The organism is Streptomyces sp. NPDC048484, assembly GCF_040651415.1.
Lineage (GTDB): Bacteria > Actinomycetota > Actinomycetes > Streptomycetales > Streptomycetaceae > Streptomyces.
In genome coordinates this window covers 41,835-54,857 of sequence record NZ_JBEZJY010000021.1, presented here as the reverse complement: position 1 = coordinate 54,857, position 13,023 = coordinate 41,835, and the positions used below count along the sequence as shown (strand labels likewise).

General features: G+C 70.9%; 12 protein-coding genes and 2 pseudogenes. 10 read left to right on the top strand and 4 right to left on the bottom strand.

The window, feature by feature from the left end; translation table 11 throughout:
• Window positions 1-37 precede the first annotated feature (37 nt).
• The 4 genes from AB0D14_RS21910 (at window position 38) to AB0D14_RS21895 (ending at window position 2,276) form a co-directional block, all read left to right on the top strand.
• Window positions 38-211: a hypothetical protein gene (locus AB0D14_RS21910; RefSeq protein ID WP_362781439.1), complete on the top strand. Its 174-nt coding sequence runs from the start codon at window positions 38-40 to the stop codon at window positions 209-211.
• A 53-nt stretch (window positions 212-264) separates the two neighbouring features.
• Complete coding sequence (locus AB0D14_RS21905) at window positions 265-822, top strand: GNAT family N-acetyltransferase (RefSeq protein ID WP_362781437.1); 558 nt, start codon at window positions 265-267, stop codon at window positions 820-822.
• A gap of 90 nt (window positions 823-912) precedes the next feature.
• Complete coding sequence (locus tag AB0D14_RS21900; RefSeq protein ID WP_362781435.1) at window positions 913-1,179, top strand: GlsB/YeaQ/YmgE family stress response membrane protein; 267 nt, start codon at window positions 913-915, stop codon at window positions 1,177-1,179.
• 215 nt (window positions 1,180-1,394) lie between these two features.
• Window positions 1,395-2,276, top strand: a complete 882-nt coding sequence (locus tag AB0D14_RS21895) for a GNAT family N-acetyltransferase (protein ID WP_362781433.1) — start codon at window positions 1,395-1,397, stop codon at window positions 2,274-2,276.
• A 281-nt stretch (window positions 2,277-2,557) separates the two neighbouring features.
• Here the strand turns inward: AB0D14_RS21895 and AB0D14_RS21890 are convergent, their stop codons facing one another.
• On the bottom strand, window positions 2,558-3,343 hold the full coding sequence (locus tag AB0D14_RS21890) for a GNAT family N-acetyltransferase (RefSeq protein WP_362781431.1): 786 nt from the start codon (window positions 3,341-3,343) through the stop codon (window positions 2,558-2,560).
• 312 nt (window positions 3,344-3,655) lie between these two features.
• Here AB0D14_RS21890 and AB0D14_RS21885 point away from each other — a divergent pair, with 312 nt between their 5' ends.
• Window positions 3,656-4,738, top strand: coding sequence for an acyltransferase family protein (locus tag AB0D14_RS21885; RefSeq protein WP_362781614.1), 1,083 nt, complete (start codon window positions 3,656-3,658; stop codon window positions 4,736-4,738).
• Here the strand turns inward: AB0D14_RS21885 and AB0D14_RS21880 are convergent.
• Both AB0D14_RS21880 and AB0D14_RS21875 read right to left on the bottom strand, forming a co-directional pair.
• Window positions 4,735-5,592, bottom strand: a complete 858-nt coding sequence (locus AB0D14_RS21880) for a GNAT family N-acetyltransferase (RefSeq protein ID WP_362781429.1) — start codon at window positions 5,590-5,592, stop codon at window positions 4,735-4,737. The genes AB0D14_RS21885 and AB0D14_RS21880 overlap by 4 nt on opposite strands.
• 230 nt (window positions 5,593-5,822) lie before the next feature.
• Window positions 5,823-6,494 (bottom strand): chaplin, encoded by a 672-nt coding sequence (locus AB0D14_RS21875; RefSeq protein ID WP_362781427.1) that lies wholly within the window; start codon window positions 6,492-6,494, stop codon window positions 5,823-5,825.
• Window positions 6,495-6,869: 375 nt separating this feature from the next.
• Here AB0D14_RS21875 and AB0D14_RS21870 point away from each other — a divergent pair, with 375 nt between their 5' ends.
• Together AB0D14_RS21870 and AB0D14_RS21865 are read left to right on the top strand one after the other, a co-directional pair.
• A complete protein-coding gene (locus AB0D14_RS21870; protein WP_362781426.1) occupies window positions 6,870-8,447 on the top strand; it encodes an alpha/beta hydrolase in 1,578 nt (525 codons plus the stop codon).
• Window positions 8,448-8,735: 288 nt separating this feature from the next.
• Complete coding sequence (locus AB0D14_RS21865; RefSeq protein WP_362781424.1) at window positions 8,736-9,833, top strand: chemotaxis protein; 1,098 nt, start codon at window positions 8,736-8,738, stop codon at window positions 9,831-9,833.
• A gap of 45 nt (window positions 9,834-9,878) precedes the next feature.
• Here AB0D14_RS21865 and AB0D14_RS21860 read toward each other — a convergent pair.
• Window positions 9,879-10,208: pseudogene (locus AB0D14_RS21860) on the bottom strand (hypothetical protein); the annotation flags it as partial.
• Here AB0D14_RS21860 and AB0D14_RS21855 point away from each other — a divergent pair.
• The 3 genes and pseudogenes from AB0D14_RS21855 to AB0D14_RS21845 form a co-directional block, all read left to right on the top strand.
• Window positions 10,197-10,421 (top strand): annotated as a pseudogene (locus AB0D14_RS21855) (FxLYD domain-containing protein); the annotation flags it as partial. The pseudogenes AB0D14_RS21860 and AB0D14_RS21855 overlap by 12 nt on opposite strands.
• A gap of 96 nt (window positions 10,422-10,517) precedes the next feature.
• A complete protein-coding gene (locus AB0D14_RS21850) occupies window positions 10,518-11,300 on the top strand; it encodes an HAD-IA family hydrolase (RefSeq protein WP_362781423.1) in 783 nt (260 codons plus the stop codon).
• A gap of 180 nt (window positions 11,301-11,480) precedes the next feature.
• Window positions 11,481-12,986, top strand: coding sequence for a SpoIIE family protein phosphatase (locus tag AB0D14_RS21845; protein WP_362781612.1), 1,506 nt, complete (start codon window positions 11,481-11,483; stop codon window positions 12,984-12,986).
• Window positions 12,987-13,023: the final 37 nt, after the last annotated feature.

Below are 13,023 nucleotides of genomic sequence, written 5' to 3'. Positions count from 1 at the left end.
CCGGCGCCACTCGACCCGCTCCACCCACACTGTCGCGGTGAGCCGAGCATTCGACGGTCCCGTCTCCGCCGAACCCACGGCGCAAGAACTCGGCCTCGTCCGGCCGCCGGTCATCCTCGACTTCGCCGACGCACACCGAGGCAACCCGGTTCTCGACGGTCTGCGCCTCAGCTCCTTCCTTCCCGGCCCGGGGCGCTCCATGGTGCGGTGAGCGGGAGTCACGCGCCCTTGGCCGCGCGCCCACGCGCGGGGCAGGATCACCCCATGGACAGTCCGCTGACGCTCACCCCGCCTGCGCACCTTCGGCTCGAAGGAGAGGGAGTTCACTTACGCGAATGGTCCGATGACGACAGGGACGCCCTGATCGCGGTGTACGAGGACCCCGAGATCGCCCGCTGGACGCCGGTGGCCTCGCCGTTCGACACGCCGGCAGCACTCGTCTATCTCGCCGAGGCCCGGGAGGCACGGGCCCAGGGGCGCAGGGTGCAGCTCGCGATCACCACGGACGGTGTGCTGCCCCGGGGCGAGGTACTGCTGTTCCGCAACAAGGCCGACGAGCGGGATGTCGAGATCGCGTACGGCGTCGGCGCGGCCCACCGCGGCCGCGGTCTGGCCTCCCGGGCGGTCCGGCTCCTCTCCGCCTACGCCGTCCGGCACACGGATGCCCGTCGCGTGGTGCTGTGCATCGAGGAGGCCAACGCGGCCAGTGCCGCCGTAGCCAGGGCCGCCGGCTTCACTCGCACCGACGACGAGCCCGTCCTCCGGACGTCACGAGGACGCGAGATCACCCTGCGGACGTGGAGCCTCATCGGTATCCCCTGACCCTTCAGGCGTCTGACGGAAACGACTCGGACTGCACTCGGATCCAGGGGGCACACCTATCCGTAAGGACTACGACGAAGAGGGGCTGAGATGGAGATCTCGGGCATCATCAGTGCCATCGTGATCGGTATCATCATCGGCGTGCTGGGTCGGCTCGTGGTTCCGGGCCGTCAGCGCATCGGCATCCTGTGGACGATCGCTGTGGGCATCGTGGCCGCACTCATCGGCTCGGTGATCGCAAACGCGTTCGACGTGGGCGACACCGACGGGGTGGACTGGGTCGAGTGGCTGATCCAGATCGGTCTCGCGGCGATCGGCGTCACGGCATTGGACCGGTCGAAGGCGGGCCGCCGCTGACGAGAGCGGAACACGGCGGATCACGGCGGACCGGGACGCACCGTCGCGGACCGCACGCCGGGTTCCACGAACCGTGGCTCGTCCGCCACTTGCACGAGTTCCGTGCCGTCGGCTGTTCGGCGCGTCACCGTAGGAATGGTGTTGCAGGGCGTTCTCCGTCGCGGATAGCGTCTGCGGGCTTCCCGTAGTTCACGTCCGACCGTGACGGAGACGCCTTGCCGCATCGCATCACCGCGCTCGCCGACCCCCGGCCCACCGCGTCCAGCAGCCGGCTGGCCTGGCTCGCGTCCGATGACGAGGGGGTACCAGCCGGGTCCGCCTTTCTGCGGCTGTTCGCCAAGGAGGGGCAGAAGCATCTCGCCGAGCTCGAGCTCGCCGTGCATCGTTCCGAGCGGCGGCGGGGTGTCGGCACTCGTCTGCTGGAGGCGGCCGTCGCGGCGGCACGGGCCGAGGGGCGCCGCTCGCTCCTCGCGCAGACCGAGGACGGCTCGCCCGGCGACCACTTCCTGGCGGTCCACGGCTTCCGCCGGGTCCTCGCTCTGACATATGCCAGACTCCCGCTGGCCGACGCCGATCTCCACCGGGTCGACCACATCGTCGAACAGCCCCACGAGGGGTACCGGTTGATCCAGTGGGAGGGCACGGTGCCGCCCGAACTGGCCCGGACGTTCGCCGCGTCGCGGCGGGCCATGGACGACATGCCGATGGACGGGACCGACTACGGCACGGTCGTCTGGGACGTGGACCGGGTGCTCTCCGCTGCCGAAACCATCGCCGGGCGCGGTGAACTGCTGCACACCGTCGCCGTGGTGGACACGGCGGACGGGTCGGTCGTCGGCTTCTCCGAGCTGGTCGTGCCCGGCGACGGCCGGGGTGATGGACAGCACTACGGGACCGGCGTGCTGCCGGAGCACCGGGGCCACGGGCTCGGCCTGTGGATGAAGGCGGAGTCCGTCCGCCGCGCTCGCGGGCGCCACCCGGAACTCGGAGGCCTGCTCACCGACACGGCCGACAGCAACTCGCACATGCGGGGCATCAACGACGCGCTCGGATACCTGCCCACGCACAAGGCGGTGGAATACCAGCTCGATCTGTGAGCCGGTGCCCGCACCGCCGGGCGAACGGCCGCCGTCGACGCCCACGTACACGCACACGTCCACGAGAAGCCGGACCACACCCTCTCGGGCCCGCCGACACGGCTCCCCCGGGGGCGTCGGCGGGCCCGCGGCCTCGACCGTGCGCACGGCGCGGGAGAGACGTGGCGTCACAGGAGACCGATCCCGGGACGGGTGCGTGCCCAACACCTGAAGCATGCCACGGCCGTGTTGTGGCCGCCCGGGGCCAACCGGCCCTCAACTACGGCCCGTTCGGCCCCCGTTCAGTGTCCGCGAACGTACGGCGTGGTCGTGGTGAGCGGTACGAAACCGAGCCGCTGGAGAATCGGGCGGCTCTGGTCGGAGGCGTCGACCTGGAGGTAGCGGTAGCCGCGGTCGGCGGCGATGCGGGCGCGGTGGGCGACCAGGGCGCGGTAGATGCCGCGACCGCGCCAGGCCTCGACGGTGCCGCCTCCCCACAGTCCCGCGAACCGCGTGCCGGGGACGAGTTCCATCCGGGCCGAGCTCACCGGGACGTCACCGGCGAGGGCCACGACCGCGACCACGGTGTCCGGGGCCGTGTCGAGCTGGGCGAGCAGTTGGTGGCGGAGCCGGGCGCCGGACGTGCCGAAGGCCTGCTCGTGCACGTCGACGACGAGGCCGATGCCGGCGGCGTCGGTCACGGGCCGCAGTTCGACGCCCGGCGGGGGCCCGGCGTCGAGGTTCAGCTCGCCGGTCTCGGCGATCATCAGGGTCTCCGTCGGCTCGGGGGTGAACCCGGCGGCCCGCAGACGCTGCCCCAGGTCGTCCGGCCGGTCGTGCCCGTACACCTTCCACTCGAACTCGCGGCCCAGCTCGCCCAACCCCGCGAAGTAGCGGGTCTGCTCGGTGATCGCCGCGTCCGCGTCGGACTCGGTGAGATCCGACCAGAGCACTCCGTTCCAGCCCTGCTCCGGTCCGACGTGCCGGACCACGCCGCCGACCCGCTCCACGACGGAGTCGGGGCTGAAAGGTTGCGCGCCCTCACGTATCTCCCGGTCGAACAGTGCAAGTGCCGCTTCGTGATCCATCCCGCCACTCCAGCATCCGCGGACCGACGGGGCAACGGAGTTTCGCGGAGGGTTCGGGACCGGGTGCCCTCCCCTGGACGGCGCTTGGACGGCGCTCCTACTGGTCACCATGAAGCTCACGACCGTCATCGCGGCCCTCCACAGCGCCTCTCCGCCACGCCTTCCTCCGAGCCTCTCCCCCCGCGAGCCCCTTCCCCGCGGCGAACGCAGGCCACGACTGAACCGTACGTAAGGGGGCAGGCGGCAGAGATCGGCTCACCGCCACCGAGGCCAGGAGATGTGGTGTCGCACGATCTGTCAGCCCCCGCACGCTTGGCGCCACGAGAACGCCTGACCGAGACCCCGGCCAAGCCGGCGCCCACCCGCAGGGACCCGTACTTCGACAACGTCAAGTACCTCACCATCGTGCTGGTGGCCTGCGGTCACGCCTGGGAGCCCCTGACCCACGGGAGCCGGGCCGCGACCGCCGCGTATCTGACCGTCTACGCCTTCCACATGCCCGCGTTCGCCCTCATCTCCGGCTACTTCTCCCGGAGCTTCGACATGGCACCGGGCCGGGTGCGCCGGCTGCTGACGACCGTCGTCGTGCCGTATCTGGTCTTCGAGACCGCCTACACACTGTTCTACCGGTGGGCGCAGGACGATCCCGGCTATCCGCTGAGCCTGCTGGACCCCTGGTATGTGATGTGGTTCCTGGTCGCGCTCTTCATCTGGCGGCTGACCACTCCGATCTGGCTGGCGCTGCGCCACCCGGTTCCGGTCGCGATGGGGCTCGCCGTGCTGGCCGCCGTCTCGCCGGAGCTGGGTGGGGACATCTCGATCCAGCGGGTGCTGGGGTTCCTGCCGTTCTTCGTGCTCGGTCTGACGCTGCGCGCCGAGCATTTCGAGCGCCTGCGGACATGGCGCGTACGGCTGCTCGCCCTGCCGGTGGGCGCGGCGGCGCTCATCACGGCGTACGCGGTGGCGCCCTGGTTCGGTGCCGGGTGGTTCTACCACCGGGGCAGCGTCACGGGCCAGGGCGTGTCGAACTGGGCGGGGCTGTTCACCACTCCGGTGCTGTTCGTCGTCGCCCTGGTCCTGACGGCCTGCTTCCTGTCCTGGGTGCCGGGGCGGCACCTGTGGTTCACGGGGCTGGGAGCGGGGACGATGTACGGCTATCTGCTGCACGGTTTCGTCATCAAGTCGTCCCGTTTCTGGGACTGGTACGACCATCCCTGGCTGCACACCCCGCTCGGGCAGCTGGCCGTCACCGCCGCCGCCGTGGGGCTCATCACCGCATTGTGTTCCGGTCCGGTCCGCTCGGTGTTCCGGTTCGTCGTCGAGCCTCGTATGGAGTGGCTGTTCAGCCGCCGCGGCGAGACCACGACGCCCGCCGCACGCCCGGACAGGCCCTAACCGAGTTCGAGCGTGGTCACCCCGTACACGCAGTCCGTGGCGTACGGCCGGACGGGACCGGTGTACATACGGGCTGTCTCGAACGACGGGGTGAGACCGTGCTCCCCGGCCAGCGCGACGCCCGCCGCGCTCGTCTCGGGAATGTCGACGGCTACGCGCCGGCCGTCGGCTTCGGTCAGCAGCGCGGCGAGGAGGGCACTGGCGTCATCAGGGGTGTCCGCGAACAGCGGGCCGATACGCAGGGAGCCGACGGTGGGCCGGATCACGCCGTAGCCGGTGAGCCGCCCGTCGACGACACGGACCAGCCCGCGGTGTCCGGTGCCGCCGAGCCAGCGCTCCACGAACCGCGGACGGTCGGCGGGGTAGCAGCCTCTGTCGTACGCGACGACCGCCCCGAGGTCGCTTTTCCCGGCGGGGCGAACGCCTGGAGCGGTGGCCGCGCCGGCTGCCGGGACTCCGCCGAACCGGAGGGTCTTGTAGGCGAGTTCGAACCCCGACTGCCGGTAGTTGCCCTGCTGGGCGACCACCCCGTCGAGCCCGACGGTGCGCCCGCCCGCATGAGCCAGGGCCGTCTTCCAGGTGGCAAGTCCGTAACCGCGGCCGCGCAGGTCCGGACGGACGAGGTAACAGCCCAGAAAGGCGTAGTCGGCGCCGTAGTTGACGACGGAGATCGCCGAGACCGGTTCACCGTCGATCCGGCCGAGGAAGAAGCCCTCGGGGTCCTGGGCGAAGAAACACTCCCCGTCCGACACCCCCGGATCCCATCCCTCGCCCTCCGACCACGCTCGGATCACCGGCCAGTCGTCGAGCGATGCCTGCGTGACAACGAGACCTGCGGGGCTCGGAGAGATCATCGATGCGCTCCGTTCACGGGAAGGAGTGGAGGCGGCATGCGGTGGTCGGCCGCACACGCCGAGCATCCTTCCCGAAGTCCGAAGCGCCACTCACGCGGGGCGGCCCCACCGGTCGCCGCGACGCGACCGGTGGGGCCGAGGACGACGGTCCGCGCACTGCCCGGGACGACGGTCCGCGTAGGACTGTGGCTCGGGTCGGTGCGCGCCGTGCGTTCGGGGCGGCGTCCGCCCTAGGAGCGCTGAACGGCGGCGGACCTGGAGCGGCGGTACAGCACGGCTCCGCCCAGCATCAGCGCGGCGCTCGCGGCGATCATCGGGCCCATCGGGTCCGAACCGGTGTGCGCGAGGGTCGCCTCGGCATCGCCCTGAGGCACGAACTTCGCCGCCTCGGGCCGAGCCGCTTCCACCGGGTCCGCCGGCTTCGCGGGCTGCTTCGACGGCGGGGCCGACCTGCGGGTGGACGACGTGGCCCGGCGCTGCGGCTCACCCGACGTGTTCGTGGATTCGTTGCCGACAGTCGGGTTGGCGATGCCGACGACACTCACCGCGTTGCCGGTGACGTTCACGGGCAGGTGGACCGGAAGGTGCACACCGTTGCCGGAGATCAGGCCCGGCGACTCCTTCTCGACGCCGGTGGCGACCGCACCCGCGGAACCCTTGTGACCGCCGCCCTTGCTGTCGCCGCCCTCGTTGGCGCAGCTGTTGCCCGCCGCGGAGTTGAGGAGCCCGATCACATTGACGGTGTTCCCGCACACATTCACCGGAACGTGCACCGGGAGCTGAATGGTGTTGCCGGAGATCAGCCCGGGCGACTGGGCCGTGGTGCCGTCGGCCGCTGAGTCCGCGTACACCGGCATCGACACGGCGGCCACTGCGCCGGAGGCGACGGCCGCGATGATCAAACCATTACGGGCAACCCGCTTCATAGGTTCCCTGCCTTCCAGAGATGATCGCGAGCACTCGCCCGCGCCGTATAAACGCGGGCAAACCGCGCAGGTTATGGCCCGTCCGACATTCACCACCGTTCTGGCGGAAGCCGAACGAAGCGCTGTTCGAAGGATCTGCCCTGCGCCGCGGGGCCGGACCGGTCCGCGCAGGCCCGGACGAGCGGCCGAACTCGCCGGGCGGACCGGGCGGACCGGGCGGACCGGGCGGACGACGCAGGATAAGGCCTGCGTCGCAGTCACGCTCGCCGAGAGGCGCGGCCGGAGGCGCCCCCTTATCGTGATCGAGGGGGAATCCCCGGCCGCGGGCCGGGGCGTCCCGGGAGGCCTGTGATGCTGTCTACGCACCAACGCCGCGCCTTCATCTGCGCCACGACGCTGGCCCTGCTGGGAGCGGGACTGCCGTCGGTGGCCGCGGCTGCCGCCGAACGACCCGACCTGTCCCGCTTCTACGACCAGAGGATCAGCTGGTCGGCCTGCCAGGGCGACGAACTGCCCGAGGACCTGCAGTGCGGGAAGGTGACCGTCCCCCTCGACTACGCGAAGCCCGCCGACGGGACGCTCGACCTGGCCATGGCCAGGTTCAGGGCGACAGGCAGCTCCAGAGGTTCGGTGCTGCTGAACTTCGGTGGGCCCGGTGGGCCGGGAGTCAGCGAACTCGCTGACGGCGGCACGGACTTCATGGGCCTCACGAACGGCTACGACGTGGTGACCTTCGACCCGCGCGGCGTAGGCCGAAGCTCCCCGGTCAGTTGCGGCGAGGGCATGGACGCCGCCACGGGCACCGACGCGGGCACCGGCACAGAGGCAGAGGCAGACGTGAACAAGGATCCGCGGGCCGCTCTCGAAGTGCTGCGAAGGATCGCCGCGGAATGCGCCGAGTCCTCCGGTCCGGTGATGCGGCACATCGGCACGGTCGACGCCTCGCGCGACCTCGACGTGATGCGTGCGGCCCTGGGCGACAGGAAACTCAACTACCTCGGCTTCTCGTACGGAACCCGGCTGGGGGCGGTGTACGCGGCCCAGTTCCCCGGGAGAACGGGCCGCATGGTCCTTGACGGCGTGGACACCCTCACCGAACCGCTGAGCGAACAGGGCGTCACCGGCGCGCGGGGGCAGCAGACCGCCCTGGAGGACTTCCTCGTCTGGTGCACGGAGGACGTCAACTGCGCGTTCGGCCAGGACTCGCGCTCGGCCCGGGAGGAGGTGGTCCGCCTGATCGGCTCGCTGGACGAGGACCCGGTGCCGTCGGACTTCGGCATACCGTTCTCCGGCCAGGACCTGGTCGGCGCCATAGGTCAGGCCCTCTACAGCAAGGAACTGTGGCCGGCCCTCTCGCAGGCGCTCACCTCACTCGTCCAGGACGGGGACACCCGGGGCATCATGGGGTTCTCCGTCGGCGGCAGCGCGGTCCCCGGTGAAGGGGGCGAGGACGGGGACGGGAACCTCGTCGACGAGGGTGACATCCCCTCCGACAACCTCCCGGCCGCGCTGATGGCCATCAACTGCGCCGACGACCCCGACCGGCCCACCGCCGACCAGGTCACGAAGGACTTCGCCCGGCTGCGTGCCGCGTACGAGCAGGCATCCCCGGTCTTCGGCCGGTACCGGCTCGCCGAGGCCCTGATGTGCTACGGCCGCCCCAGGGGCACCACCTATATCCGCGAGGAGGTACGGGACATCGACGCGCCGAAGATGCTCCTCGTCGGCACCCGCGGCGACCCGGCGACTCCGTACCGCTGGACCACGGAGACCGCGGATCGGCTCGGCTCCTCGGCCGTCGTCCTCGACAACAAGGGCGAGGGTCACACCGGTTACGGCTCCTCGAAGTGCGTGCACCGGAAGATCGACGACTTCCTGCTGTACGGGCGGCTGCCGGCCGACGGCAGCTCGTGCGGCTCGGAGGAATGACCCACGCGTACCGCAGGGGTCGCGAGTTCGGGAGTGCGGGAGTGCGCGAGTGCGGGAGTCGACCGGATCGCGCACGACCGGGCACGCCATGCAGTGCCCGCCGCCCCGCCCACGCGATGAGCGCGCCGGCGACACCGGTCTCGGCCTGGCTCATGCGGGTCCTCGGGCGTGGCGGGGAGACGCGACCTACTACCCGGCGACATTAACGATAAATTACACCTTTTGCCCGATCGGGTTCCCCGAATGCCTCGCCATGCCTCGCCGCCGATTCGATCATATGGTGCATCTATGGAGCACCATCTGAGCCCCGCCACCCTCACCGAGCTGCGTCGGCCGCGGCCCTATCCGGCGGTGTCGGTACTGACGCCGACCCACCGCAGGGAACCCGACAACGCGCAGGATCCCGTCCGGCTGCGCAACGTGCTGGCCGAGGCGAGGAAGCAACTGGAATCCGACCCCGCGGTCACCCGTGAGCGGCGGAGGGACGTCGCCGGGCAGCTCGAACAGGCGCTGGCGGAGGTCGATCTGAGCCACGCCGAGGACGGCCTCGCGATCTTCGCGGCTCCCGGGGAGCATCAGGTGTGGTCGCTGGCCCGGACCGTTCCGGAGCGCGTCGTCCTCTCGGACACGTTCCTGACCCGCAACCTCGTCGCCGCGCAGGCCGCCGAGAGCCCGTTCTGGGTACTGACGGTCTCGGCCGACCGGATCTCGTTGTGGAGCGGAGGCGGAGGGCATGTCGTCGAGGCGGGCATGGCGGGGTTCCCGCTGACGCGGAGCCTGGAAGCTCCGGACGTCGAGCGCGAGGAACGCATCGGCGACGTGCCGAGCACCTTCCGAGACGAAGAGACGCGCCGCTTCCTGCGGGACGCCGACACCGGCCTCGCCGGTGTCCTGCGCTCCGCTCCGCGACCCGTGTACGTCACCGGCGAACAGGCCGCGCTCGCACTTCTCGGCGAAGCCGGCACCGTCACGAAGGACGCCGTTCACGTCCCGCACGGTGGTATCGGACACGCCGGGGCCGAGGCGGTCTGGCAGGCGATTCGTCCGCTGGTCACGGCCGAGGACCTCAGGAACATCGACACCGTGACGACCGAGCTCGAAACCGCCAGGGGGCGCCGGGAGTTCGCGGCGGGCGTCGACGAGGTGTGGCAGAACGCGACCGCCGGCCGCGTCCGCCTGCTGGCCGTCGAGGAGAACTACCGCGTGACGGTACGTGACGACGGCGGCGACCATCTCGTCCCGGCCGGCAGCGACGACCTCGATGCCCGGGACGACATCGTGGACGAGATCGTCGAACAATGCCTGGACACCGGTGCGGAGGTCCGCTTCGTCCCGGACGGCACTCTCGCCGACGCCGAGGGCATCGCGGGAGTGCTCCGCTACTGAGTGACGGTCCGAATTCCGAATACTGAGTGACGGCCCCGACCCGGTTCAGTCCCGCTCGGAGTTGAGCTGATCCACGGCTGCCTTCGCGTCGCCGACCGTCACGTGGTCGACGGCGACGAAGGTGACCGGCCGGCCCCGCTGCCGTTCGCGCGCGTGCGCCCGGTCCACCACCGCCCGGCGGGTGTTGATCGAGCCCGCGTCCAGACGGCTGCCGCCGCCGATGGTGACGAAGTGGTCGAGCAGGAACAGACGCTTGTCCGTGCCGCCGCGGTGCGGGACACAGCTCAGTTCGTCAGGGGTGCGGAAGGCGAACGGCGTCTCCATGGCGTACCGGCAGAAGTTGCGGTACCAGGGCGCGGGCCCGGCGGCCTGCTCGCCGTCCTCGTGAACATCACCAACAAGACCGACAGTGCGGCCTCGTACGCCGTGCGGGTCGATTTCCTCGACTCCTCCGGCAGGACGGTGGAGACCAGATACGTCGGCGCCGAGGACCTCGCACCCGGTGCGCGCGCCCAGCCGCTCGCGGTCAGTCGCAAGCCGGCCGAGCCTGCCCTGACTCCCAAGCTGGCCCAGGCCCAGCGGTACTGAGAGCCCGCGTCTGACCTGCGGCGCACCCGAGGGAGCTGGGCAAGCCCGCGGATCACAGGGATTGCCCCTGCCACTCCGAGCAGCTAGTAAGATCGAATGACTCATTTCCAGTTCCCGGTCTGCGGTCCCGAAGGGCCCTTGCGCGCCACACCCTCCGATCAAGGGCCGTCGCCCGTCCGGGCCGTGCTCTTCGACTTCGGCGGCACGCTCTTCCAGATCGGCACGTATGCGGACCGGATCCGCACCGTGCTCCGGCGCACCGTCGAGGAGCGGGAGATGGACCGGCTTCTGGACGGGCTGGAGGCGGGACTCACCGACCCGGACGTGGTCGAGGCGCAGCGCGGGCGCGATGTGTCGTCGCGGGCGCACCGGCACGCCTTCACCACGTGGTACGCGTCGGTGCCGGAGCTGGCACCTCACGCGGACGCGCTCTACGCTCAGTTGCGGGCACCCGAGCACTGGGTGCCGTACGCGGACACCGGCTCCACGCTCGCACGGCTGGCCGACGAGGGGATCGCACTCGGCGTGGTCAGTGACGTGGGCTGGGATCTGCGGGCGACGTTCGCACACCACGGACTCGACCAGTACTTCTCGACGTGGGTGCACTCCTACGCCCACGACACGGAGAAACCCGACCCGGTTCTCTTCGGGCGGGCCTGCCGTGAACTGGGGGTCGCTCCCGCCCAGACGCTGATGGTGGGCGACCATCCGGCGAAGGACGGCGGGGCGGCCGGTGCCGGACTGCGCGCCTACGTGCTGCCCGCCGGAGCCGCCCCGGGTGCCCACCGGGGCCTGGACGCGGTATTGCGGCTGGCCGGGGTGGACGCCCGTGAGGACCGCCGTCGCTCCGTCAACTCACCCACATGGACTACGCCTTGAGCAGGGACCCCGCCTACCGTGTTCGTCCCGGCCTGACCTGCCGTGAGGACGGCAGCATATGCCTCAGGCATCACCGTGTCGTGTGTTGCCAAATCCCTTACAGCGCGTCGCGGGCTGTGCGACAGTCGTAATGGCCCTTCCCTCTGCCTTGGTCGCAGCGTGCCTGTATCGGAGTACGTCATGCCGTCCCACCTCTCGGCGGACCACCCTGCCGCCCAGCCGCCCCCGAACGGCTCGGTCGACGCGCTCATCTCACAGACGCGCCGGCTGCGGGGCGACATGGACGCCGTGCGACGCGACGCACCGGCCGACGGCACGGATCCGGAGGGACGCTGGCAGCGCGCCCTGTGCGACCTGGCGATGCACCAACTCAACGACCTCGACGCGCACTTGGCGCAGCTGCGGGACGGCCCCCCGCCGGCGCCCGTCGAGCACGAAGTCGAGCACGAAACAGCACCCCCCGTCCCGCGGGCCGTGCCGGACGCGTCTCCCCGGGGCGGCTCGCTGCTCAGCCGGGTCGGCAGTGCCGAGTGGAATCTGCTCACGGACGAGGTGAGCTGGTCCGGTGAGCTCTACCAGATCCTCGGCCGGGACCCCGCCGCTCCCCCGCTCACCCTCGACGAACTGCCCTCCGTCGTCCTCGACGAGGACCGCCCGCGGCTGACCTCGATGGTCACGGACTGCCTGATCGACGCCAAACCGATCGACGGGGAGTTCCGCATCCTGCGGCCCGGCGGCGGCGTACGGACCGTGCACATCATGGGCGAGCCCGTACTGGACGTGGACGGCAGCACCGCCTCGATGTGGGCCGTACTGCGAGACGTCAGCGAACTTCGCCGCAGCCAGCGGACCGTCAGCGAGACCCGTGACTCGCTGCGGCGTCAACGACACGAAGCACAGACCGAACACCGCCTCGCGGTCGAGTTCCAGGAAGCCGTCCTGCCGCCGTGGCGCGGATCCCTGCTGCTCCCGCAACAGGGCCCGGGAACCCTGGACCTGGCCGCCCGCTATCTGCCCTCCTCCACCAGCGCACTCATCGGAGGCGACTGGTACGACGCCCTCGAACTGCCCGACGGAGACACGCTGTTGAGCGTGGGCGACCTCACCGGCCACGGGGCCGCCGTCACCTCGGGCATGGCGATGCTGCTCGGCGCGCTGCGCGGTATGGCCGTCGTGGGCACCGAGCCCGGCCGACTCATGGCATGGCTCAACCAGCTGCTCGACGCCTCGGCCCAGCCGGCCCTGGGCAGCGCGGTGTGCTGCCGCTACCGGCCGGAGAGGCGGACCCTGGTCTGGGCGCAGGCGGGACACCCCGCCCCGCTGCTGTTCCGCAACGGGACGGGGCGCATGCTGACTCCGCCGGACGGCGTCCTGCTCGGCGCCACCTCGGGTGCCGTCTACGGGCAGGCCGAAGAGCCGCTCGAACCGGGCGACCTGCTGCTCCTGCACACTGACGGACTGGTCCCCCTGCGAAGGGACTCCGCGCGCCGGGACGCAGCCAAGCCCCACCGGGACACAACCGAGAGGGAGGAAGGCACCGCGGCCGCCGGCCGTCTCCTCGCCCTGGCCCCCCGCTTCCGCGAGGCCCGTACCGCACAGGACTGCGTACGGACGGTGGTGGAGGAGTTCGGCGAGACGGAACGCGAGGACGACGCCTGCGTCCTCGTCGCCCGGGTCACCACCTGAGCGTTCCTATGACGCGTTTTTACGACGTGTGCCTACG